We start from the raw sequence: 22,305 nt of genomic DNA, 5'->3' as shown, positions 1-22,305 counted from the left end.
ACTGAAACGATGGCACGAACCCATGGCCGCGGTGGCGCGGGCATCCGCAAGACGAATAAGAAGGGCGCTACCAAAGGCTCCGGCGGGCAGCGTCGCAAGGGCCTAGAAGGCAAGGGACCCACCCCGAAGGCCGAGGACCGCGTCTACCACGCCAAGCACAAGGCGAAGCTGGAGCGCGAGCGCCGCAACTCTGGGCGCCACCAGAAAGAAACCGCAGAGATGGTGGTGGGCCGCAACCCGGTCATCGAGTGTTTGCACGCCAAGGTGCCGGCCACCACGCTCTACATCGCTGCCGGAACGCGCAACGATAAGCGGCTTTCTGAGGCCGTGTCCATGTGCAATACCCGCAATATCCCCATCATCGAGGTCCAGCGCCACGAGATGGACCGCATGACGGGAAATGGCATGCACCAGGGCATCGGCTTGCAGATACCGCCATATAAGTACGCAGCGGTGGAGGATTTGATTGCCAACGCCGCCGAGAACCCGCGCCCCGGCATGTTCGTCATCCTGGATAACATCACCGACCCGCGCAACCTGGGCGCCGTCATCCGTTCCGTGGCCGCTTTCGGCGGCGATGGCGTGATCATTCCAGAGCGCCGTTCGGCTTCTGTCACCGCGGTGGCGTGGCGCACCTCGGCTGGCACCGCTGCCCGTTTGCCGGTCGCCCGCGCAACGAATATCACCCGCACCGTGAAGGAATTCCAGAAAAACGGCTACCAGGTCGTCGGCCTCGATGCCGGTGGCGATCACACGCTGGATACCTATGAAGGCGGCACGGATCCCGTCGTCATCGTCATCGGCTCCGAGGGCAAGGGCATTTCGCGTTTGGTCAGCGAGACCTGCGACGTCCTCATGTCCATCCCCATGACCGGGTGGGTTGAGTCCCTCAACGCCTCCGTCGCTGCGGGTTCGGTGCTATCCGAGTTCGCACGCCAACGCCGCGCCGCCGAAAAATAACCCATTTCCGCTGCGCCAGCTCGCCGCGACGGATAAGCGCCATCCACGTTCGGTGCTGGCAAAGTCGAGCGCACAGAATCGCCTCCTCAGCCGCCGGTGCGGTTGTCGGCGCAGCTAGTGTCAAAGGCGCGCTGGGTCTTTGCGAGGCACAACCTTCTCAGTGCGAATCGTTGTGGCACACAACAATTTAACCATTATCTGCCCAGGGTGGCAGCCACCGGATGGTTCCGTCGACCCGGGCTAAGTGCCCGCGCAGGGGCGGGGCATTGGGATCATCGTCGTTCACGCCATTGTGGTACGGACAGGCGATGGTCAAGTTTCCCGGGTTAGTTTCGCCGCCATTTTTCCAGGCATTGAGGTGGTGAACCTGGCATTCATCGGCGGGGTAGCGGCACTCCGGCCACGGGCAGACCGGGTTTTCGGCCGCTGCCATCAGGCGTTGCTTTGCAGAAGCAAAGCGCGAGGTGCGGTAGAGGTTGACCGGACCTTCCACTGGGTGGATGAGCGTGACGTAGCCGTGCTCAGTAAATACCCGTCGCACCAGCTCGGCGCCGGTCATCGTGGCGCCATTGGTCAGCTGGACCACGATATCGCCCTGGGAGTCGGCGCTATGGGCAGAGCCAGGACCAGAGTCAGCGCTGACGTTGGAGTTTGAACCAGCAGTGGAGCCGGAGCCGAAATCGACGATGCGATCGAGCTCGTCGAGGCGAAGCACGACATTGGTCGTCACGCTGGGGCGGGCGGCGGCCTCGCCGTGGAAGATATTCTGCACAGAAGCAAGCGGGGCATCTTTATTAATCGCGGCGTGCATATCGGCGATATCGGCGGACGGGCCGGTAATGGACATGGTCCAGGGGCCGTCGGCGCGGCGATAAATCTTCACGCCGGGCTGGCGCTTGACGGGCCCCTTGAGCTCCTTGACGCGGGCGCGGCCCCGCTTATCAATATCCGAGACCTTCCCCTTCATCCCACACAATTCGCGCCGCAGCGCCCAGGCATCGCGCTTCTTCTTCAGCTTGGCGGCGTGGCGCTCGATGGTGAGCAGGGCCGTCAGGCTGTGCCCGTTGGCGCGGCTGGCGGCGATGGATTCGCGCTGCTGGCGGCGGAAGGCGGTGGTGCCGAAGTAGGTCTCGGCAAGCGTGAGCAGTCGGGTGGCGGTGGTATCGGGGCACCCGGCCGCAATCAGCGCGTGCAGCGAGAGGCCGTGGCAGTCGGCGATGATATCCATGCCGGGTGCCAGGCCCTTGAGAAATGTCTGCAGCGCGTTCATGCCCCAGAGACTAAGAAGCCCCGCAAGCCCGCGCTAGCCGATGCCCCACCTCCCTGTGGACAACTACCCTTAAGCGTCACCTAAGCCGAAAAATTCGCGGACTTTATCCACAGCATTGAAGGAATCCGTATTTGGTCCTATGCTCGCCGGCGTTTCTTTGCTAGAGGGAATCACGTGCCCGAGGCCCTCCATGGTCCAGAGCTCCACGGGGTAGTCGCCGTCGTAGTAGGTGGAGGTTATCCCGGGTATGGGCTGGGTTTCGCGGGGCGGGCGGCAGCCATTGGCCAGCGCGAAGTGCTCCGCGGTGGCGGGGGCAGAAAGCACGCACCCGTGGGTTTGCTGCCCATCGATGCCGGCAAGCCCGCCATCATAGGGCGCAATCAGATCTTCGGTGCCGTGGATAAACAGCAGCGGGGTAGGCCGGTAGTCATCGGGGTGGGTGGGCGCGTGGTTGGAACCTTCGCCCAGCGTGGAGGCGAAGACGCAGGCGCCGGTGAGGGTAAAGGGGGCATCGTAAAGCAGGCGCAGCACCATTTGCCCGCCATTGGAATAGCCGGCGGCGAAGGTGCGCGCGGTGGAGTACTCGCGCTGCATGGTCTCGATGAGGAAGGTGCTAAAGGCAACGTCATCCACCCCGAGCTCGCGGGCGCGGACCGGCAGGTTGGCGCGGGTGTCGTTGAAATGGTGGTCGATGCCATCGGGGTAGACGATGAGGGTATTGGTGGCATCGGCAAGCGCGTCCACCGTGCCGTTGGTAAAGCGGCGAATAACGTTGGCGGACTGGTGGGAGCCGTGGAAAAACAGCAGCAGATCCGGCTGGGGTCCGAGGTTCTCGGGCTCGATGACGATGAAGCGGCGGGTGTGGCCAGCCACATCCGCGGTCCGGCGATGAATATGCATGCCCGCCGAGTTTAGTCGGCGTGGTGGGCCTCTGCGGCGGTGCGGTTATCGGCGTGGAAATGCTTGGCCGCTACCTCATCGCGGATGGCGCGCTTGCCCTGCCGCCAGCCGATGAACCGGCACACCAGGTAGATCACAAAGGAAATGGTGGTCACGAAGACGGAAACCGGCAGGCCTGGGGCGAGGGAGAGGATGAAACCGCCCACGGCGGAGACCTCGGCGAAGATGGTGGACCACAGCACCGCGCGCAGGGGCGAGGAGGTGATCTGTACCGCCGCCGCGCCGGGGGTGATAAGCAGCGCCATGACGAGCAGCGAGCCGACGATTTGCACCGACTGCGCTGCGGCGAGGCCGACGAGGACGGCGAAGGCGACGGAGATGGCGCGGGTGGGCACGCCGGCGGCGCGGGCCATATCAGGATCGGCGGAGGCAAAGAGCATGGGCCGCCAGAGGAAGCCGACGGCGGCGACGATGATGACCGTGGTGGCGGCTAGCAGCCATACCGAGGCGGAGGATACGCCGACGATTTGGCCGGTCAGAAGCGTCATCGCCGTATTGGAATTGCCGGGGTAGAGGTGTAAAAACAGCACCGAGAGGCCCAGGCCAAAGCTCATGACCACGCCGATGGCGCTGTCTTGTTGGCCCTTAAAGCCCAGCATGGCCAGGATGATGGCGGCGACGATGGCGCCGGCGACCGCACCGAAGCCCAGGTTGAGGCCGAAGAGCAGCGCCGCGGAGGCGCCCATGAGCGCCAGCTCAGAGGTGGCGTGGACGGAAAAGGACATCTGGCGCAGCACGATGAGCGAGGTCATCACGCCAGACAAGATGCCCAGCAGCGCGGAGGCGATGAGCGAGGACTGCACGAAGTCCACGCTGAGCAGGTATTGGGTATCTTCCCAGTAATTAGACAACGATGAGCCTCCCGTCGACGTTTAAGACATTGACCTTGGAACCGTACAGCTCTGAAAGCACCTCGGAGCGCATGACCTCATCGACTGGGCCGAAGGTGTGGCCATTGGGCGCGATGTAGAGGACCTTATCCGTCACCCCGAGCACGGGGTTGATGCCGTGGGTGACAAAGACGATGGACGTCCCGCGCTCGCGGCGCAGCGAGTCCAGCTTGTTGACCGTGGCGTTTTGCCGGGCGGGGTCGAGAGAGAGCAGGGGCTCATCGGCAAGAATGAGGTCCGGGTCATTGGCCAGGGCTTGGGCCTGGCGGATGAGCTGCTGCTGGCCGCCGGATAGCTGGCCGACGCGCCGGTCCCGCAGCCCCGTGGCCCCCACCTCTTCCAAAAGCTCGTCCACCCGTCCACGGGGTGGGTGCCGGTGGCGGAATACCCCGTGCGCCACGGAGAGCGACACGAGGTCGCGGGCGCGCAGGGGAAGGTCAGCGGGGAACATGCGCTGCTGGGGGATGAACCCGACCCGGCAGTTGACGTCGACGCGGCCGCTGGTCAGCGTGCGGGTGCCGAGGATGGTGCCCAGCAGGGTGGACTTGCCCACGCCATTGGGGCCTAAAACGGCGATAAACTCGCCGCGGTCCACGGCGAGATTAAGCTGCGACCACAGTGGGTCTACTGCGGCCTCATGGAATTCAACGAGCACTAGTGCTTCCCCAGCTTGCTCGTGACTTCGTCGTAGTATTCCCAGAACTTCTTGCCATCCGGCGGGGTTTCGCCGATTTCTACGATATCGACGTCGTCGTCCTCTGCGGCGGACTTGATGCGGCCGGCGGTATCGGTTTCGGTCTGGGGGTTGAAGATGAGGAGATCGACCTCGCCATCGTCGATGGCCTTGATGAAGGCGGCGACATCGGCAGTAGCGGGCTCGCCCTCGGAGATGGTGGCCTTGCGGTAGCCCTCGGGGGTGACGTCCTTGCCGTCGGTGTACTTCATGAGGTAATCGGCGATGGGCTCGGTTTGGGCGTAATTCAGGCCATCGGGAAGCTCCTTGAGCTTATCGCGCAGCTGGTCCACGTGGGAGTCGATCTTCTCGGTAGTGGCACCGGCGTCGGAGTACTTCTCGTTGATCTGGTCCGCGATGGATCCGGCGACCTCCTCCAGGGCGGCGGGGTCGTACCAGATGTGCTCGTTGCCCTCGATATTAGTGACCTTGTCCGGGTCATCCTTGGCGGTGGCCTTCGCGGCATCGATGGTCATGACATCGGGGTCCTCGTCCAGCTTGCCGTGGTCCGTCAGCGGCAGGGCGGAAATGATGTTGTCCTGATCGGAGACGGCCTGGTAGATCCAGGCGTCGTAGCCGCCGCCGTTGACCACGAGCATGTCGGCGTCGTTGGCCTTGGCTACATCGGCCGCGGTGGGCTCGAAGTGGTGGGGGTCGGTGTCATTGCCCTCCACGATGGGCTCGACCTCGATGTCGATGCCGGAGGCGGTATCGGCCACGGCCTGGGCAACATCGGCCCAGATGGAGGTAGAGGCGACGATGGAAATCTTCTTATCACCGGAGTCGCCGGAACCAGAGTCGGTTCCGGATCCAGAATCGGAATCTGTAGAGCATGCGGCGGTAAATAGGAGGCCACTTGCTGCGAGTAGGGCTGTTGTTGCGCGTAATGACGTGTGCATACCCTCCAGTGTGCGTTTGCTGGCAATCGTTGTCAATTGAACATGCACTGAAAATCGGGCGGTGGGGTGCAGGGTAAGGTAACAGGCATGGTTAAACGCAGCCCCACCCGGAAGACATTGGCCTCCCTCGCCGCGGAGTTGGGCGTTTCGCGCACAACCGTATCCAATGCCTATAGCCGCCCTGACCAGCTCTCCTCGGCGACGAGGCAGCGCATTTTGGCGGCGGCCAAGGCGCGCGGTTACCCGGGGCCCGATCCCACGGCGCGCAGCCTGCGTACCCGCCGCGCCGGGTCGGTGGGAGTGCTGCTGACCGAGCACCTGTCCTATGCCTTCGAAGACATGGCGTCGGTGGATTTCTTGGCGGGCATGGCGGAGGCATCGGCAGGCGCTCAGACTACGCTGACGCTGATTCCCGCCGGCCCAGAAGGCGAGGCGGAGGCGACCAGCCTGGTGGGTTCGGCCGCGGTCGATGGCTTCGTGGTCTATTCGGTCGCCGCGGGTGATGCCTACCTCGCGGCCGCGCGGGGCCGGGGCCTGCCGCTGGTGGTCTGCGATCAGCCCACCGATGCGGGGCTGCCGTTCGTGGGCATTGATGATCGCGCGGCGATTGCCCCGGCGGCGCGTGCGCTTATCGATGCCGGGCATCGCCACATCGGCATCCTCGCCATCCGCCTGCGCCTGCAGCGCCACGACGGCCCGATTTCCTGGCAGGAAGTCCAGGATGCGGAGATGCACGTGCAGCGCTCGCGGGTGATGGGCGCGCTCGACGTCTTCGCCGAGGCGGGCATCGCGCCCGAGTCCGTGCCCGTGGTCACGCAGCACATTAACGATGCCCACACCACCCGCGCCGCCGCCGAGCTCCTGCTCGAGGCGCACCCGGAGCTTACGGCCGTGCTGTGCACGACCGACTCCATGGCGCTCGGCGTGCTGGCCTATGCCCGCGAGCGCGGGCTGAGCGTGCCAGAAGATTTATCCGTGACCGGCTTTGACGGCATCGATGCGGCGCAGCGCCTCGACCTGGCTACCGTTATCCAGCCCAATAAGGCGAAGGGCGCCGCGGCCGGCCACATGCTGGAAAAGCTCATCGCTAGCGCGACAAGTGATTCTGCCGGTGCAGGCAGCGCGAAGGTCGGCGCCGAAGAAGCGGAGGAGGTGCCGCGGCGGGTGTTGCAGACGCGGTTCGCGCCGGGTAAGTCGGTTATTGCACCGCGGCCGCGCGGGCGGTAGCCAGCTCGGTGAGGAAGTGGGCGACGGCGTCGACATCGGCAAGCTGCACGGCGGCGATGGAGTCGCCCTCGCCCACCTTGACGCCCACGTCTGGCGGCTGGTGGAGGGCGCGGAAGCCGTGCTCATCGGTGACGTCATCGCCCAAGAAGACCATGGCGGTGGCGCCGGTGCGCTCGCGAAGGGCCTCCAGCCACGTGCCCTTGGTGGCGGTGGTGGCAGAAAACTCGATCACGGACTTGCCGGCGGTGCGCGGGAAACCGGCGGTATCTAGCGCCAGACCCGCCTCATAGGCGGCCGCGGCCTGCTCCGGGTTGCCCAGCTCGAGCGAGCGCAGGTGCAGCACGCGCTGGAAGGGCTTGACCTCCAGCTCTGCGCCGGGGAAGCGGTCTACGATGCCGCGGATTTCTTCCTCCTTGCGCGCAAGGTGCTCGCGCATGGCGGGGGTGAGCTCGGTCTGCTGCCAGGAGGACTCGGCGCCGTGGGAGCCACCGAAGAGGACGGGCTCGCGCAGGGGACACACGCGCTGCAGACCCTCGAGGTGGCGCCCAGACAGCACCGCGGCCGTGGTGCGCGGCAGGTGGGCCAAGTGGTTGAGGGCGCGGGCGGCATCGGCGTTGATTTCCACGTCATAAATGTCGGCGGCAATCGGGGCCAGCGTACCGTCAAAATCAGAAACCACGGCGAGCTCTTCTGCCGCGGCCAAGGCCTTAATGGTGGTAGAAAGCGTCATGGCATCCCATGCTACGCGCCGGAGACCAGCTTGATGGAGGGCGAATCTACCTCATCGGTATCGAGCTCCAGGATGAGCTGGTTATTGCTATTTACGGTGTAGATAAAATCATTATCCGAGGTAATGAGGTTGCGCAGCAGGTTATCGGCCCACACGGAACTGCCTTCGCAGTCCTCATCGGTGTCGTCGTATTTGACCTCATCGAAGTGCAGCTTGTTGCCATCGCGAATATTCTCGCGCTCGTCATCGGTGGTGTAGGTCAGCCGGGCCGCAAGGCGGGTGCAGCCGGTGGTGCCCACCAAGGTGGATTCGCCGAAGCTAAATTCCGGCGCGTGAGGAATCGACTCTGGGATGGTGGATGCTGCATCCGGCGCGGTGTTGATGGAGACGACCTGCCACTGCTTGTCCACGATCCGGTCATCACCCGCGGGCCGTGGGGCATCGTCCTCGGAACCGCAGGCGGCAAGCAGGGTGACGGCACCCAGCGCGGCCACGGTGACAGCATGCTTGCCGACGCCTCTGTGCACAGCGGGTGTACCCGCACCGGCCGCTCCGGCCGTGCGTACGCGGGGGAGGGAAAGAGGCATTAGGAGTCCTTTCCGTGTGAGTCGGGAGCTTGCGAGGCGGATTCGGTCCGAACGGCGCGCAGGCAGCCCAAAAAGGACTGCGACCACAGCTGCACATCGTGGCTTATGACCTGATCGTGCATGGTGAGCATGCGCTGGGTCATGGTGGAGGGGGCATCGGAAAGCGCCCGCACTGCGTTAAGCAAGGCGCGCTTGACGGACTCGATATCGAAGGGGTTGCACAGGTAGGCCTCATCCAGCTCCGCGGCGGCGCCGGCGAATTCCGAGAGCACTAGGGCGCCAGAACCGTCGTCGTGGCAGGCCACGAACTCCTTGGCTACGAGGTTCATGCCGTCCTTAAAGGGGGTGACCAGCATGATGTCGGCCATGCGGTAATAGCAGCGCAGCACATCCTTGGGCACGCCGCGGTGCTGGTAGTGCACCACGGGGTGGCCCATGCGGGAAAAGCGGCCGTTGATGCGGCCGACGGCCTCTTCCACCTGGGAGCGGGTGGCCTTGTAATGATCAAGGCGCTCGCGCGAGGGTGTGGCCAGCTGCACCAAGGTGACCTCTTCCGGATCCAAGGCGCCGGTTTCCAAGAGCTCCTCGAAGGCGGTCAGGCGCTGCAGGATGCCCTTGGTGTAATCGAGGCGATCCACGCCCAAAATGATGCGCTTGGGGCTGCCCAAGTCCTCGCGCAATTGGGCCACGCGGCGTTCATCCTCGGCGCTAAACTGGCCGAAATCCTGCGCGGCAATGGAAATGGGGAACGCGCCCACGCCCACGGTGCGGCCCCCGGGGAGGCGGATATGGGCGGTGACATCGCGGGTGGTGGCCTCCCCGCGCACCTCGAGGCCTTGGCGGCGGACCAATTCCAAGAAATTGCGGGCATTGGCCTCCAAATGGAAGCCAATGAGATCAGCGCCTAAGATGCCGCGCACCGTTTCCTCCCGCCAGGGCAGCTGCCGGAAGAGATCGGGGGAGGGGAAGGGGATGTGCAGGAAGAACCCAATGGTGAGATCGGGGCGCATTTGCCGCAGGATGCCCGGCAATAACTGCAGCTGATAGTCCTGCACCCAGACCGTCGCGCCTTCTGCGGCCACGAGGGCTACCTCGTCCGCGAAGCGGAGGTTGACCTCGCGGTAGGCATCCCACCAGTCGCGGTGATAGGCAGGGGTGACGATGAGATCGTGGTAGAGCGGCCACAGCGTGGCATTGGAAAAGCCCTCGTAGAAGGCCTCAAAATCGGCCTCGGTAAGTTTGACCGGGTGCAATAACACCCCGGCCTCGGTGCGGAAGGGTTCGGGCGCGGCATCGGCAACGCCGGGCCACCCCACCCAGCAGCCCTGGTGCGCTTCGAGCACCGGTGAGAGCGCGGTGACCAGACCGCCCGGCGAGGCCGTCCACTCCTGACTGCCATCGGCCGCGGTAGTTAAATCTACCGGCAGGCGGTTTGCCACTACTACGAAGTCATTGCCGCGCTCACTCATAGTCCAAGACTAGCTTAAGACTTCTTGGTCGACTTCTTTGTTGCTTTCTTTGTCGACTTTTTGGTGGACTTTTTGGCCGCCTTGGTGGTCTTCTTGGTCGACTTTTTAGTGGACTTCTTCGAGGCCTTGGACGTCGACTTCTTGGTGGCCTTCTTCGTGGACTTCTTCGGCGCGGCATCGGCTTGTTCCGCCAATACTTTCTTGTGCACCAGGCCCTTCGGCTCGACACCCAGCATGGACATCAAGGTCACGCCGTCCAAGAAGTCTTGGGAGTAGGTGGCCACCACGCGGCGGGCGGCACGGGCGGTTTCCTCTGCCAGGGCAATGTCTTGTTCTGCCTGTGGGTGCGTGTCTTGGACCTTGGGTGGCACGGCGAGTCCTCCTGAATGTTGGGAAAGCTATCAGGCTAAATATTGTACGCTACCGGCGGCGTTTAGGGCTCCTTGGGTTCCTCCCCGCCGGGCTTGGTGTGATCGGATTCCTCAGGCGCAGGCGATTTCTGCCCGGGCACCGTATAGGTGGTGCGCTCAGTTTCTTGCGGCTGGGCCGGCCACTGGGAGTCTGCCGGCCACAAATCTTCCGCCGGAGTGGTCCCCGGCGCGTGCTGCTGAGCCTGCGCGTGTTGTGGCGGCTTTGGCCCCAGCGTGGGCGGCAATTCGGGGCGGTTGACGCGGGGAGCAAAGGGGGACATCGGCACGCGCGGGATGCGCGGGGCCCTGCGCGCCAGGTGAGTTGCCTTGTGGAAGGAGAACCGGCCGATGCGCTTGAAGGCGGAGTACGGGCGGAAGTACTTCGGGCGGCGCAGGCGGCGGGCGACGCGCTCGCCAAAAACGACGCCGGCTGCCAGCGCGCCGGAGATGGCCAGCGCGGTGGCTAGGTTGGTAAAGCCGGTAATCATCTGCTCGTTGATGGAGGCGTACATGCCGCGGTACAGCATGAGGCCCGGCAGCATGGGCGTATAGCCCACGATCATCGTAATGAGCGGCGGGATGCCCCACCGGCGCGACATCAAACCGCCGGCCAGGCCCACCACGATGGCGGATATGCCGGAGGCAATGACCGGGCCGACGCCGAAGGGCACGACCACGAAGTAGTAGAAAACCATACCGGCGGCCGCAGTGAGCCCCGAGAGGATAATTTCTATCCAATTAGCCCCGCAGGCCAGCGCGAATGCGGCCGAACCCGTACCGCCGAGCAGCACCAAAAGGGGAATCTTGTGATAAACCGGCGGCGCCAAGGTACCCATCGGGGGCAGATCAAAGCCCATGGCGGAGGCCAGCTGGATGCCCACACCCACGCCGGCGATGATCGCGCCCGTTGATAACAGCGCAGTGAAAAAGCGCGCGGAAGAGGTCACGGGGGAGCGCGTGATGCCATCGACAAGCGCCTGCACCAGCGTCAGTCCCGCCACCAGCACGATGATTCCGGACGCAATAATCTGCGCCGGCGACATGCTAATACCGAAGGCTGCGGCCACGTTATACAAAATCGCCGCTGGGAAGACGGCCAAGAAGCCGCCGACGACGTTTTGATAAAAGGGCGGCAGGCGGTAATTAGCCAACCAGTCATTAAGCCCCATAATCAGCGCAGAGACCACGAAGGCAACGACGCCCACGAGGAGATCGCCGCCGAGCATCATGGAAATCAGGCCACCCATGCCGCCCCAACCGAGCATCACCGTAGACGGCTTATACGGCGCCGGCATGCGATCGATGTCATCCAGGCGCTTTTCCGCCATCGCGGGCGGGACCTTACCGGAGTGGATATCGCGGATGAGCCGGTCTACTTCCGAAAGCTTGGAAAAGTTCACGCCTACATCCGGCACCACGCGAAAGACGTGGAGGTTCTGGCGCTTATCGCCCGTGCCGATCGCGGTGTGGATGGTGATGGTATTCATCAAGATATCCACATGGCAGTAGTGCAAACCGTACGACGACGCCGCCAGGTGCACCTGCGCGCGGGCATCCGAGTTGGCGGATCCGGCGCTAATAAGCAGCTCGCCGATGCGCGCGGCAATCTCCATCACGCCCGTGACCTGGGCGGCATCGGTCAGATCGACCGGGGCGAGTGGCGATGGTGGGGGTGCGGCTTTGGCCGCGTCAATGATGGCGACTTGGCCTGCGGATGCGTGCAGGCGCTCCCGCATAGCGGACAGTAGTGACACGAAAATAACCCTCGAAAAAGCGGTGGGACACTAGTAATAATTTCGGCCTGAACTCTAACCCTTGTGGGGCGCAAATGCATACAAGGGGGACCGGCTTTCCCCTTGGGCGAGGTCCTCGGGTACCATGCAACGAGCGGAAGAAATCCGCGGTGCTGGAGTGGCGCAATTGGTAGCGCAACGCACTTGTAATGCGTAGGTTGCGAGTTCAAGTCTCGTCTCCAGCTCAAAAAATTACCCCCTAGCTGCACAAACAGTTAGGGGGTAAAAGTTTACAAGTCAGCCAGGTGGCTATTTACCCGCCACTTTGCGCAGACAGCGTCCCAGACTTCGGGTTATCGCGGAAGCACCAGGCGGTCAGTGCGGCGAAGACTAGGGTCAGGCAGGCAAGCCCGCCGACGGTGAGGAAATACGCGGAATCGTAGGCGGCTGCGGCGGCGTCATGTGTGGCCGGCGATGAGAGTGCGTCGGTGCCTTGCGGGGCGAGGGCATCGGGAAGCTTGTGCGTCATCAGTAGCGGCACGAGGGAGCCGGTAATGGCGATGGAGAGCAGCGTACCGAACTCGTAGGACACGGCCTCCACACCGGAGGCCATGCCTGCCCGGTGGGAGGGGGCGGCGTTAATGATGGCGGTGGAAGAAACGGACATCGAGGAGCCAGCGCCTAAGCCGGTGAGGATGAGGCCGGTAATAAATACCGCGAGGTTATCGGCGCGGTCGGCCCAGATGATGCCCAGCATGCCGATGGACATGCTCAGGAAACCGCCGCTGATGATGGGCAAAAAGCCCACGCGGTGTAAGACGGTGCCGCCCACAATGGCGGTGGGAATGGCCGCAACCGCCATGGCGGAGATGAAAAGGCCGGCGTCGAGGGGCGAGAGGGCATCGACAAGCTGCAGCTTTTGGGTGGTCAAAAGCTCAAGGCCCGTAAGGCCAAACATGGCGCCACCGGCGGTGAGTACGCCGCCGGTAAAGGTGGGCGAGTAGAAGATGTCAAAGGTTAAAAGCGGATCATTAAGCCGGCTTTGCCGGTGGGCAAAGGCTGCGGCGCCGAGCAAGAAGGTGGCGATGGAGCAGGCCAGCAGCATGACATTGATTTCGGTGGCCGCCGCCGTCTTAATGGCCAGGACCAGGCTGGAAAGGGTAATGAGCGCGTAGAACGAGGACGGAAAATCCCAGTGCTTGTGCGGGTTCGGCAGGTTGGGCGGGCCAAGGAGGAAGGTAAGGATAATGGCGAGGGCCACGATGGGCACGTTGATCAAAAAGACCGAGCCCCACCAGAAATGCTCTAAGAGGAATCCACCCACGGTGGGCCCGGCGGCAGCGCCCACGACGGCGACGGAACTCCAAATACCAATGGCTTTATTGCGCTCAACCTCATTGGGGAAGGTCAGGCGGATAAGCGCCAGGGTGGAAGGCAGCATGATGGCAGCGCCCAGACCTAATAGGGCGCGGCCGGCGATGAGCAGCCAGGCATTGGGCGAATAAGCCGCCACGAGGGAGGCGGTGCCGAAGGTGGCCAGGCCAATAAGGAACATCAGGCGGTGGCCAATGCGATCGCCTAATGTGCCGGTACCGAGGAGCAAGCCCGATAGAACCAGCGTATAGGCATTGATGATCCACAATTGCTGCATGTCAGTGGCGTGCAGCTGCTGCGTTAGCTGAGGCAGTGCCGTATAAAGGATGGAATTATCCAGGCCCACCATGAGCAGCCCCAAGGACACCACGGCAAAGAAGGACCACCGCTGTGCTGGGGTGGAGGGCGCCGCGGCCGCGCGGTGCGGGGGCTTAGTGGCAGTATCAGGTGACTCGATGCTCATCGCTAGAAACCGTAGCGAATCAGTGTGTGATAATTCAGATTAGTATTGCCTTCCTCACAGATAGGCCGGTGGTGTGAGTATGCAGGAATTGCTGGACTTTCCTGCACGTTTAGTAGCACAGTGGTACTAGAACAGTTAAAGAGTTAAGGATGATGTTTAATGGCACGCAATTACGCAGAACAACTTGTTGAGACGCTAGAAAAGCAGGGCGTCGAGCACATTTATGGCCTCGTGGGAGACTCCCTCAACCCGATCGTGGACGCAGTGCGCCGCTCCTCCATCGAGTGGATCCACGTGCGCAATGAGGAAGCAGCGGCCTTTGCCGCCGAGGCGGACTCGCTGACCACCGGCAAGCTGGCCGTTTGCGCGGCCTCCTGTGGCCCGGGCAATACCCACCTCATCCAGGGCCTTTATGACGCCAACCGCAATGGCGCCAAGGTGCTGGCCCTGGCATCGCACATTCCTTCCCGCCAGATTGGCTCCCACTTCTTCCAGGAAACCCACCCGGAGCAGATCTTCCAGGAGTGCTCCGGCTACTGCGAAATGGTCATGTCCGGCGACCAGGGCGGGGTAGTACTCCACCACGCCATCCAGTCCACCATGGCCGGCAATGGCGTCTCCGTGCTGGTTATCCCTGGCGACGTTTCTACCGAAGAGGTGGACGATGACACCTTCGTAGAATCCAAGATCTCCACCGGCCGCCCCGTGGTCTACCCGGACCCGGCCGAGGCCGCAGCGCTGACCCAGGCCATCAATGAGGCCGAGTCCGTCGCGTTCTTCGTGGGTGCCGGCGCGAAAAATGCCCGCGAGCAGGTGCTGCAGCTGGCAGAAAAGGTCAAGGCCCCCATTGGCCACGCGCTCGGCGGCAAGATGTACATCCAGTACGATAACCCGTTTGACGTGGGCATGTCTGGATTGCTCGGCTACGGCGCCGCGCACGAGGCCACCCACGAGGCGGACCTGCTGATCCTCTTGGGCACGGACTTCCCGTATAACGACTTCCTGCCTAAGGGCAACGTGGCGCAGGTCGATATCAACGGCTCCCACATCGGCCGCCGCACGAAGATCTCCTACCCCGTGACCGGCGACGTTGCCGCCACCATCGAGAACATCCTGCCGCACGTGGAGGAGAAGAAGGACCGCTCCTTCTTGGATAAGATGCTGAAGAAGCACTACGACAAGCTGGAGCACGTCGTGGAAGCCTATACCTCCAACGTGGAAAAGCACACCCCGATCCACCCTGAGTACATCGCGGATCTCATTGACCAAGAGGCCGACGATGACGCCATCTTCACCGTCGATACGGGCATGTGCAACGTCTGGGGCGCGCGCTACATCACCCCGAATGGCAAGCGCGAGCAGATCGGTTCCTTCCGCCACGGCACCATGGCAAACGCCCTACCGCAGGCCATCGGCGCGCAGCAGGCTAATCCTGGCCGCCAGGTCATTACTTTCTCTGGCGACGGCGGGCTTTCAATGCTCATGGGCGAGCTGCTGACGGTCAAGCTGCACCAGCTGCCGGTCAAGATGTTCGTATTCAATAACTCCTCGCTGGGCATGGTCAAGCTGGAGATGCTGGTGGGCGGCATCCCGGAGCACGAGACCGACCACGAGTCCGTGGACTTTTCCAAGATCGCAGAAGCCGCCGGCATCAAGACCTTCCGCATCGAGGATCCGAAGCAGGCTCCGAAGCAGATCAAGAAGGCCTTGGCTTATAACGGCCCTGCGCTTATCGATGTCGTCACCGACCCCAACGCCCTGTCCCTGCCACCGACGCTGACCTTCGACCAGCTCCTGGGCTTCTCCAAGGCCGCTACCCGCACCGTCTTCGGCGGCGGCGTGGGCTCCATGCTGTCCATGGCCAAGTCCAACCTGCGCAATATCCCACGCCCGCAGGACTTCTAAGCTATAACTGCCAAATAGCGCGCTAGCCACGCTTCCTTTTTCTTACCGCGGATTCCGTTCCACGGTTGGGAAGGGGAAGCGTGACTTTTTGCTTTCACAGGTTTCAGTCAGAAACTTATCAGTAGGCTAGAAACTGGGTTTGCCATGATGGTTTAGTGAAGCTTGCACGCACGCAGGTGTGCAGATGACAGGAAGTAATAGGAGCTACAGGACGCATGGAAGACAATAAACTTGCCAAAGTCCTCGTCGTTGATGACGAGCCGAATATCGTGGAGCTTTTGACGGTATCGTTGAAGTTCCAAAATTTTGAGGTCTACAGCGCCAACTCGGGCAATGAGGCCCTGCGCGTGGCCCGCGAGGTTAACCCGGATGCCTACATTTTGGACGTCATGATGCCAGGTATGGACGGCTTTGAGCTCTTGGGCAAGCTGCGCCAGGAAGGCCTGGATGGCCCAGTGCTGTACCTGACCGCCAAGGACGGCGTGGATCAGCGCATTCACGGCCTGACCATCGGCGCAGATGATTACGTCACCAAACCCTTTAGCCTCGAAGAGGTCATCACCCGCCTGCGCGTGATCATGCGCCGCGGCGGTGCCGCCGAGGAGTCTTCTAATGACGCCACCATGAGCTATGCCGATCTGACCTTGAATGACGATACCCACGAGGTCACCAAGGGCGGCGAGCTCATCGAGCTTTCTCCCACGGAATTCAACCTCCTGCGCTACCTCATGCAAAACAAGGAAGTGGTGCTCTCCAAGTCCAAGATCCTGGACAACGTCTGGCACTATGACTTCGGCGGCGATGGCAACGTCGTGGAATCCTATATTTCTTACCTGCGCCGCAAGATCGATACCGGCGATACGCAGCTTATCCACACCGTGCGCGGCGTTGGCTATGTGCTGCGCACCCCGCGGTCCTAAACTGACGTTTTATAATGGCAGATTCACAGGAGAACCCCGCTGCGGGCAGGACCGCGCAGTCCCAGCCCCAGCAGCCGCAGCAGCCGCCAAAGAAGTGGCATGAGCAGCTGGATCAGCTGCCACAGCAGGGGCAGGGAAAGAAAAAGAAGCGCTCCAAGCGCGACTACATCAAGCAGATTCCGCAGGCGATGCCCCTGCGCACCTGGCTTGTGGTTCTCCTCGTGGTCATCTCCGGCCTCGGGTTGACGGGTTCGTCCTTTGCCGTGAACTCGATCATGCGCAACGTGCTGTATAACAACGTCGATAGCGAACTGCGCTCAGCGTCGTCTTCCTGGGCACGCGATGTGGGCAATGACTTCTTTTTAGGTGATCACACCAAGCGCCCGCCCACGGAATACGTGGTGCTCAATTACCTTCCGGATGGCACGATTCGCTATTCCGGTCCCACGTCCACCACCCCGGACGTGGAGGGCGTTCCCTTGGGCGGGTACCCCACGACGGTGGGCTCGATTGAAAATAACACCAAGTGGCGCGCGCTGGCCTTTGCGGATTCCAATGGCGTTATCACCGTCATTGCCAAGGACATGACCCATGAAAAGGAGATCCTGCATGGCCTTGCCATGGTGCAGGTATCCATTGCAGCGATTGCCTTGGCAGCCATGGCCGGCGTGGGCTTCTGGTTCATCCGCAGGGCGTTGCGGCCGCTGCGGGTGGTGGAATCGACGGCATCGGAAATCGCGGCCGGTGATTTGGACAAGCGCGTGCCTGAATGGCCGCTGCATACGGAGGTTGGCCAATTGGCCGCCGCGCTCAATATCATGCTGGGCCACCTGCAGCGCTCGGTCGTTACGGCGCAGGAAAAAGAGGAACAGATGCGCCGCTTTGTCGGCGATGCCTCCCACGAACTGCGCACCCCGCTGACCAGCCTGCGCGGTTACACGGAGCTCTACCGCTCTGGGGCGACAAACGATGTCGATCTGGTCTTTTCCAAGATCGATAAGGAATCCAAGCGCATGTCGTTGCTGGTAGAGGATCTGCTTGCGCTTACCCGCGCGGAAGGAACGCGTCTAGACCTGCGGCCGGTGGACCTTCTGGAGCTTTCCCTTTCGGTGGGATCGTCCGCGCGCGCTGCCTTCCCCGAGCGCGAGGTCAAGGTGGTCAATAATGCGCAGTCCATCCCCGTGGTCAATGGCGATGCAGACCGCCTCCACCAAGTTCTGCTCAACTTGATTACCAATGGGCTGCGCCACGGCGGCGAGGATGCCACGGTCACCCTGCAGTTGCGCCGCGACAACAAGGACATCCTCGTGGATGTCATCGATGACGGCAAGGGAATGTCGTCCGAGGACGCCGCCCACATCTTCGAGCGCTTCTACCGCGCGGATTCCTCGCGCACGCGCGATACCGGCGGATCCGGTTTGGGCCTTGCCATCGTGCATTCCTTGGTGGAACAGCACGGCGGCAGCATCAGCGTGGACTCCAAGCTGGGCCAGGGCACCACCTTTACGGTGCGCCTGCCCGCGCTGGAGGAACCAGAGGATTAGTCCTCGCGGTAGCCATCCTCGTTGGTGCCTAGGTGCTGGCGGATGCGCGCGGCCGCCTCATCCATGGCGGCATCGTCGGTGTCCTCGGCGGCATAGGCCTTGGAAAAGTCGTACTCTTCCATCTTCTCGGTGGGGAAGAGGTGGATGTGGGTGTGCGGCACATCGAAGCCGGCGATGACGTAACCGGTGCGCGGGGTGTCGTACGCGTTCTTGATGGCCTCACCGATTTCCAGGGCCACCTCGTTCAGGTGCGCCCAGGTCTGCGGATCCAGGTCGGTCCACTTATCCACTTCCTCTACGGGCACGACCAGGGTGTGGCCGTAGCGCAGCGGCTCGATGGAGAGAAATGCCACGCAGGTCTTATCGCGGTAGACAAAGCGGGCGGGTAGGTCACCAGTGATGATTTTGCTAAATACAGAAGCCATAGCTGCCAGGCTACCCCCAGCTATGATGGTGGGCATGCGCATTCTCGTAATTGGTTCGGGCGGCCGTGAACACGCCCTCGTGAAAGGACTGCACGCTGATCCACAGGCTACGGAGATCCACGTCGCGCCCGGCAGCGCGGCCATGGAACCGCTGGCTACCCTGCACCCGGAATACTCCCAGGTAGATGATCCAGAACGCATGGTGGAACTGGCTCGTGAGATCAATGCTGAGCTCGTGGTCATCGGCCCTGAGGTGCCGTTGGTCGCAGGCGTGGCGGATGCGCTGCGCGCAGCAGGCATCGCCGTCTTTGGGCCGAATAAGGACGCGGCCCAAATTGAAGGCTCCAAGGCCTTTGCCAAGGAAGTCATGGAAGCCGCTGGGGTCAAGACGGCCCGCGCGGAGCAGCTGCGCCCAGGCGCTAGCGATACCGATATTGAGGCCGCGCTGGATAATTTTGGCCCGCAGTTCGTGGTCAAAGATGATGGGCTGGCAGGCGGCAAGGGCGTGGTAGTCACCGGCGAGCGCGCCGCCGCCCGCGCGCATGTAGATGCGGTCTTAGGCGCCGGCAATCCGGTGCTCTTGGAATCTTTCCTGGACGGGCCTGAGGTATCGCTATTTTGCCTTGTCGATGGCGAGACCGTCGTGCCGCTCTTGCCCGCTCAGGACCACAAGCGCGCCTACGATAATGACGAGGGCCCCAATACCGGCGGCATGGGCGCGTACACACCGCTGCCGTGGCTGGGCAAGGACGACGTGCAGCGCATCGTCGACGAGGTATGTACCCCGGTTGCCAAGGAAATGGTGCGCCGCGGCACCCCCTATTCCGGCCTGCTCTATGCCGGGCTAGCTTGGGGCGACGAGGGCCCAGCGGTGGTGGAATTTAACTGTCGCTTTGGTGACCCAGAAACCCAAGCGGTGCTCTCGCTCCTACAGTCCCCGCTGGCGCAAGCGCTCAACGCCACCGCCACCGGCACCCTGGCAGAACTTGCGCCGCTGCAGTGGGAAGACGGCTTTGCCATCACCGTGGTCATGGCGGCAGAGGGCTACCCAGCCTCGCCCCGCAACGGCGATGCCATCACGGGCGAGGGCCTCGAGGATCCAGAGCGCGTGCTGCACGCCGGCACGAAACGCTCCAATGGGGTATTCCAAAGCAATGGTGGCCGCGTGCTCAACGTGCTGGGCAAGGGCGACACGCTAGATGCCGCGCGCGAGAATGCCTACGCCACCGTCCAGGGCATTGAATTTGCGGGAGGGTTTGTCCGTGGGGACATCGGCAAGCGTGCGGCAGCCGGTGAAATTTCTATCTAGCAAGTAGCCACGGGGGAGGGCAGGCATGGAATAATAAGCCACGTGGCTGAGAAGAAGAATATCCCCAACGTCCTGTCCTCCCGTTATGCTTCTGCGGAGCTTGCCAATATTTGGAGCGCGGAGCATAAAATCATCCTCGAGCGCAAGCTATGGATCGCCGTGATGCACGCCCAGAAGAACCTGGGCGTGGACATCCCCGCCAAGGCCATTAGCGCGTATGAAGCCGTTATCGAGGACGTAAACCTCGAATCCATTGCTGAGCGCGAGCGCGTCACCCGCCACGATGTGAAGGCCCGCATCGAAGAATTCAATGCGTTGGCCGGCTACGAGCACATCCACAAGGGCATGACCAGCCGCGATCTCACCGAGAACGTGGAGCAGCTGCAGATCCACACCTCGCTGGAAATCATCCGGGATAAGGCCATCGCCGTGGTCTCGCGCATCGGCCGCCACGCCGCCGAGTACCAATCCCTGGTCATGGCCGGGCGCTCGCACAACGTGGCCGCGCAGGCCACCACGCTGGGCAAGCGCTTTGCCACCGCCGGCGATGAAATGCTGCTGGCCATCGAGCGCGTGGAAGACCTGCTGTCGCACTACCCGCTGCGCGGCATCAAGGGCCCCATGGGTACCTCGCAGGACATGCTGGATCTCATGGGCGGTTCCGAGGATAAGCTCGCCTCCCTAGAGACCAATATTGCGGATTACCTAGGCTTCCGCCGCATCTTCAACTCCGTGGGCCAGGTGTACCCGCGTTCGCTGGATTTCGATGCCATCTCCTGCCTCGTCTCCCTGGGCACCGCCCCGGCATCGCTTGCCACCACCATCCGCCTGATGGCTGGCAACGAGACCGTCACCGAGGGCTTCAAGGAAGGCCAGGTGGGCTCGTCCGCCATGCCGCATAAGATGAACGCCCGCTCCTGCGAGCGCGTGACCGGCCTGCAGGTCATCCTGCGTGGCTACCTCACCATGGCCGCAGACCTCGCCGGCAGCCAGTGGAACGAGGGCGATGTCTCCTGCTCGGTGGTGCGACGCGTGGCGCTTCCCGATGCCTTCTTTGCCATCGACGGCCAATTCGAAACCTTCCTTACCGTGCTCGATGAATTCGGAGCCTTCCCCGCCATGATCGACCGCGAGCTGGAGCGCTACCTGCCCTTCCTCGCCACCACCCGCATCCTCATGGCGGCGGTGCGCGCCGGGGTGGGCCGCGAGACCGCCCACGAGGTTATCAAGGAAAACGCCGTGGCCGTGGCCCTGAACATGCGCGAAAACGGCGGCAACCAGGACTTGGTCCAGCGCCTTGCAGCGGACGACCGCCTGCCCATGGACGAGGCTGAGCTCGAAAGGGTCCTCGAGGATAAGCACGCCTTCATCGGCGCCGCCGAATCCCAAGTCTCCCAGGTCTTGAACCGCATCAAGGCCCTCGTGGGCGAGCACCCGAAGGCCGCCGCTTATACTCCGGGCGAAATCCTTTAGCGCTGTGCGCGGGCTTACGTTCCCGCGCACGCCCGCGCGTTATGATGAAGACCATGCGTCCTGAGCTTTCTTCTTATACCCATGTAGCCTCCGGTAAAGTCCGCGATATTTACGATGTGGATGACACTACCCTGCTGATGGTGGTCTCTGACCGCATCTCCGCCTACGACTTTGCCTTGGAACCGGCCATCCCGGACAAGGGCCGGGTTCTCACGGCCACCTCGAAGTTCTTCTTTGATGCCATTGACTTTCCCAACCACCTCGCGGGACCGCTTGATGATGAGCGCATTCCGGAAGAATGCTTGGGTCGCGCCATGGTGGTCAAGAAGCTAGACATGTTGCCCTTTGAGTGCGTGGCGCGCGGTTTCCTTACCGGTTCCGGCTTGAAGGAATACCAGGCTGACGGCACCGTGTGCGGCATCGAGCTGCCCGCCGGCTTGGTGGAGGCCTCCCGCTTGCCCGAGCCCATTTTCACTCCGGCCACCAAGGCTGAGCAGGGCGATCACGATGAGAACGTCTCTTTCGAACACGTGGCAGATAAGCTCGGCCGCGAGCGCTCCGAGGAACTGCGCGCGGCCACCTTGCGTATTTATGCCAAGGCCGCCCAATTGGCGGAGGAGAAGGGAATTATCTTGGCCGATACCAAATTCGAGTTCGGCCTCGATGCGGATGGCACGCTCGTGCTTGCCGATGAAGTCCTCACCCCCGATTCCTCCCGCTACTGGCCCGCAGATTCCTACGTGGAAGGCGAGGTCCAGCCCTCCTTTGATAAGCAGTACGTGCGCGATTGGCTGACTTCTGATGCCTCCGGCTGGGATAAGTCCTCTGAGACCACCCCGCCCGCGCTTCCCGATGACGTCGTTTCCGCCACCCGCCTGCGCTATATCGAGGCCTACGAAAAGCTATCGGGTGAGCGCTTCGCGGACTTCCTTGCGCCGCGTTCCTAGCCGCCCAGGCCGGTCTAGGCCGGATAGGGCAACCGCGTGTTAGCTGGTTGCCCGCGGCTGTTGCACGCCGCTGGGGA

20 protein-coding genes and 1 tRNA gene are annotated in these 22,305 nt (G+C 62.7%); 9 read left to right on the top strand and 12 right to left on the bottom strand.

Features of this window, described 5'->3' with window-relative positions:
• Positions 1–9 precede the first annotated feature (9 nt).
• A complete protein-coding gene (rlmB, locus tag ACLI1O_RS10085; protein WP_237792359.1) occupies positions 10–960 on the top strand; it encodes a 23S rRNA (guanosine(2251)-2'-O)-methyltransferase RlmB in 951 nt (316 codons plus the stop codon).
• Between the two features lie 187 nt (positions 961–1,147).
• On the opposite strand, the gene ACLI1O_RS10080 is transcribed toward rlmB, so the two are convergent.
• The 5 genes from ACLI1O_RS10080 to ACLI1O_RS10060 all read right to left on the bottom strand — a co-directional run bounded on the left by ACLI1O_RS10080 (position 1,148) and on the right by ACLI1O_RS10060 (position 5,760).
• The gene (locus tag ACLI1O_RS10080; RefSeq protein ID WP_239268401.1) at positions 1,148–2,230 is read right to left on the bottom strand and encodes an HNH endonuclease signature motif containing protein; all 1,083 of its coding nucleotides are present in this window, start codon (positions 2,228–2,230) and stop codon (positions 1,148–1,150) included.
• A 69-nt stretch (positions 2,231–2,299) separates the two neighbouring features.
• Positions 2,300–3,130, bottom strand: a complete 831-nt coding sequence (locus tag ACLI1O_RS10075) for an alpha/beta hydrolase family esterase (protein WP_239268399.1) — start codon at positions 3,128–3,130, stop codon at positions 2,300–2,302.
• Between the two features lie 11 nt (positions 3,131–3,141).
• The gene (locus tag ACLI1O_RS10070; protein WP_239268397.1) at positions 3,142–4,041 is read right to left on the bottom strand and encodes a metal ABC transporter permease; all 900 of its coding nucleotides are present in this window, start codon (positions 4,039–4,041) and stop codon (positions 3,142–3,144) included.
• Positions 4,034–4,735 carry a metal ABC transporter ATP-binding protein gene (locus ACLI1O_RS10065; protein WP_239268395.1) on the bottom strand — a complete coding sequence of 234 codons (702 nt, stop codon included), beginning with the start codon at positions 4,733–4,735 and terminating at the stop codon, positions 4,034–4,036. Before ACLI1O_RS10065 ends, ACLI1O_RS10070 begins: the two co-directional genes overlap by 8 nt.
• On the bottom strand, positions 4,735–5,760 hold the full coding sequence (locus tag ACLI1O_RS10060) for a metal ABC transporter solute-binding protein, Zn/Mn family (RefSeq protein WP_370657779.1): 1,026 nt from the start codon (positions 5,758–5,760) through the stop codon (positions 4,735–4,737). Before ACLI1O_RS10060 ends, ACLI1O_RS10065 begins: the two co-directional genes overlap by 1 nt.
• Before the next feature lie 39 nt (positions 5,761–5,799).
• On the opposite strand from ACLI1O_RS10060, the gene ACLI1O_RS10055 reads away from it, so the two are divergent.
• Positions 5,800–6,939 carry a LacI family DNA-binding transcriptional regulator gene (locus tag ACLI1O_RS10055; protein ID WP_239268390.1) on the top strand — a complete coding sequence of 380 codons (1,140 nt, stop codon included), beginning with the start codon at positions 5,800–5,802 and terminating at the stop codon, positions 6,937–6,939.
• On the opposite strand, the gene otsB is transcribed toward ACLI1O_RS10055, so the two are convergent.
• The 5 genes from otsB to thrE form a co-directional block, all read right to left on the bottom strand.
• Entirely contained in the window at positions 6,911–7,669 is a 759-nt protein-coding gene (otsB, locus tag ACLI1O_RS10050; protein ID WP_239268387.1) for a trehalose-phosphatase, read from the bottom strand. The genes ACLI1O_RS10055 and otsB overlap by 29 nt on opposite strands.
• A gap of 11 nt (positions 7,670–7,680) precedes the next feature.
• Entirely contained in the window at positions 7,681–8,256 is a 576-nt protein-coding gene (locus ACLI1O_RS10045) for a hypothetical protein (RefSeq protein WP_239268385.1), read from the bottom strand.
• Entirely contained in the window at positions 8,256–9,725 is a 1,470-nt protein-coding gene (locus ACLI1O_RS10040; RefSeq protein ID WP_284849515.1) for a trehalose-6-phosphate synthase, read from the bottom strand. Before ACLI1O_RS10040 ends, ACLI1O_RS10045 begins: the two co-directional genes overlap by 1 nt.
• 14 nt (positions 9,726–9,739) lie before the next feature.
• Positions 9,740–10,096 (bottom strand): hypothetical protein, encoded by a 357-nt coding sequence (locus ACLI1O_RS10035; protein WP_023017948.1) that lies wholly within the window; start codon positions 10,094–10,096, stop codon positions 9,740–9,742.
• 62 nt (positions 10,097–10,158) lie between these two features.
• On the bottom strand, positions 10,159–11,889 hold the full coding sequence (gene thrE / locus ACLI1O_RS10030) for a threonine/serine exporter ThrE (protein ID WP_284849514.1): 1,731 nt from the start codon (positions 11,887–11,889) through the stop codon (positions 10,159–10,161).
• A 151-nt stretch (positions 11,890–12,040) separates the two neighbouring features.
• Here thrE and ACLI1O_RS10025 point away from each other — a divergent pair.
• Positions 12,041–12,113, top strand: a tRNA-Thr gene (locus ACLI1O_RS10025).
• 68 nt (positions 12,114–12,181) lie between these two features.
• On the opposite strand, the gene ACLI1O_RS10020 is transcribed toward ACLI1O_RS10025, so the two are convergent.
• A complete protein-coding gene (locus tag ACLI1O_RS10020) occupies positions 12,182–13,705 on the bottom strand; it encodes an MFS transporter (protein ID WP_349883470.1) in 1,524 nt (507 codons plus the stop codon).
• A 159-nt stretch (positions 13,706–13,864) separates the two neighbouring features.
• Between ACLI1O_RS10020 and ACLI1O_RS10015 the strand changes: the two genes are divergently transcribed.
• From ACLI1O_RS10015 to ACLI1O_RS10005, 3 genes are all read left to right on the top strand, one after another.
• Positions 13,865–15,610, top strand: coding sequence for a pyruvate dehydrogenase (locus ACLI1O_RS10015; protein ID WP_023029543.1), 1,746 nt, complete (start codon positions 13,865–13,867; stop codon positions 15,608–15,610).
• 215 nt (positions 15,611–15,825) lie between these two features.
• Positions 15,826–16,530, top strand: coding sequence for a response regulator transcription factor (locus ACLI1O_RS10010; protein WP_005279568.1), 705 nt, complete (start codon positions 15,826–15,828; stop codon positions 16,528–16,530).
• A gap of 14 nt (positions 16,531–16,544) precedes the next feature.
• Positions 16,545–18,074 carry a sensor histidine kinase gene (locus ACLI1O_RS10005; RefSeq protein ID WP_023023874.1) on the top strand — a complete coding sequence of 510 codons (1,530 nt, stop codon included), beginning with the start codon at positions 16,545–16,547 and terminating at the stop codon, positions 18,072–18,074.
• Here ACLI1O_RS10005 and ACLI1O_RS10000 read toward each other — a convergent pair.
• Positions 18,071–18,499 carry an HIT family protein gene (locus ACLI1O_RS10000; RefSeq protein ID WP_023023872.1) on the bottom strand — a complete coding sequence of 143 codons (429 nt, stop codon included), beginning with the start codon at positions 18,497–18,499 and terminating at the stop codon, positions 18,071–18,073. The two genes, ACLI1O_RS10005 and ACLI1O_RS10000, sit on opposite strands and share 4 nt — an antisense overlap.
• 34 nt (positions 18,500–18,533) lie before the next feature.
• Here ACLI1O_RS10000 and purD point away from each other — a divergent pair, with 34 nt between their 5' ends.
• Genes purD through ACLI1O_RS09985 form a run of 3 tightly spaced genes read left to right on the top strand, consistent with a single transcriptional unit; the run spans position 18,534 to position 22,228 of the window.
• Positions 18,534–19,808, top strand: a complete 1,275-nt coding sequence (gene purD, locus ACLI1O_RS09995) for a phosphoribosylamine--glycine ligase (protein WP_239268373.1) — start codon at positions 18,534–18,536, stop codon at positions 19,806–19,808.
• Between the two features lie 33 nt (positions 19,809–19,841).
• Complete coding sequence (gene purB / locus ACLI1O_RS09990; protein ID WP_198010518.1) at positions 19,842–21,281, top strand: adenylosuccinate lyase; 1,440 nt, start codon at positions 19,842–19,844, stop codon at positions 21,279–21,281.
• Between the two features lie 53 nt (positions 21,282–21,334).
• Complete coding sequence (locus ACLI1O_RS09985) at positions 21,335–22,228, top strand: phosphoribosylaminoimidazolesuccinocarboxamide synthase (RefSeq protein WP_198010514.1); 894 nt, start codon at positions 21,335–21,337, stop codon at positions 22,226–22,228.
• Positions 22,229–22,305: the final 77 nt, after the last annotated feature.

This window comes from Corynebacterium sp. LaCa78 (assembly GCF_046717505.1).
In the GTDB taxonomy this organism is placed as follows: domain Bacteria; phylum Actinomycetota; class Actinomycetes; order Mycobacteriales; family Mycobacteriaceae; genus Corynebacterium.
Note: the sequence above shows the minus strand (reverse complement) of the source record. Positions and strands in the feature narration are given on the sequence as shown.

Excerpts from the sequence above, each read along its gene's own strand:
- rlmB (WP_237792359.1), top strand. The coding sequence starts at position 10 with ATGGCACGAACCCATGGCCGCGGTGGCGCGGGCATCCGCAAGACGAAT.
- ACLI1O_RS10080 (WP_239268401.1), bottom strand. The coding sequence starts at position 2,230 with ATGAACGCGCTGCAGACATTTCTCAAGGGCCTGGCACCCGGCATGGAT.
- ACLI1O_RS10075 (WP_239268399.1), bottom strand. The coding sequence starts at position 3,130 with ATGCATATTCATCGCCGGACCGCGGATGTGGCTGGCCACACCCGCCGC.
- ACLI1O_RS10055 (WP_239268390.1), top strand. The coding sequence starts at position 5,800 with ATGGTTAAACGCAGCCCCACCCGGAAGACATTGGCCTCCCTCGCCGCG.
- otsB (WP_239268387.1), bottom strand. The coding sequence starts at position 7,669 with ATGACGCTTTCTACCACCATTAAGGCCTTGGCCGCGGCAGAAGAGCTC.
- ACLI1O_RS10045 (WP_239268385.1), bottom strand. The coding sequence starts at position 8,256 with ATGCCTCTTTCCCTCCCCCGCGTACGCACGGCCGGAGCGGCCGGTGCG.
- ACLI1O_RS10040 (WP_284849515.1), bottom strand. The coding sequence starts at position 9,725 with ATGAGTGAGCGCGGCAATGACTTCGTAGTAGTGGCAAACCGCCTGCCG.
- ACLI1O_RS10020 (WP_349883470.1), bottom strand. The coding sequence starts at position 13,705 with ATGAGCATCGAGTCACCTGATACTGCCACTAAGCCCCCGCACCGCGCG.
- ACLI1O_RS10015 (WP_023029543.1), top strand. The coding sequence starts at position 13,865 with ATGGCACGCAATTACGCAGAACAACTTGTTGAGACGCTAGAAAAGCAG.
- ACLI1O_RS10010 (WP_005279568.1), top strand. The coding sequence starts at position 15,826 with ATGGAAGACAATAAACTTGCCAAAGTCCTCGTCGTTGATGACGAGCCG.
- ACLI1O_RS10005 (WP_023023874.1), top strand. The coding sequence starts at position 16,545 with ATGGCAGATTCACAGGAGAACCCCGCTGCGGGCAGGACCGCGCAGTCC.
- ACLI1O_RS10000 (WP_023023872.1), bottom strand. The coding sequence starts at position 18,499 with ATGGCTTCTGTATTTAGCAAAATCATCACTGGTGACCTACCCGCCCGC.
- purD (WP_239268373.1), top strand. The coding sequence starts at position 18,534 with ATGCGCATTCTCGTAATTGGTTCGGGCGGCCGTGAACACGCCCTCGTG.
- ACLI1O_RS09985 (WP_198010514.1), top strand. The coding sequence starts at position 21,335 with ATGCGTCCTGAGCTTTCTTCTTATACCCATGTAGCCTCCGGTAAAGTC.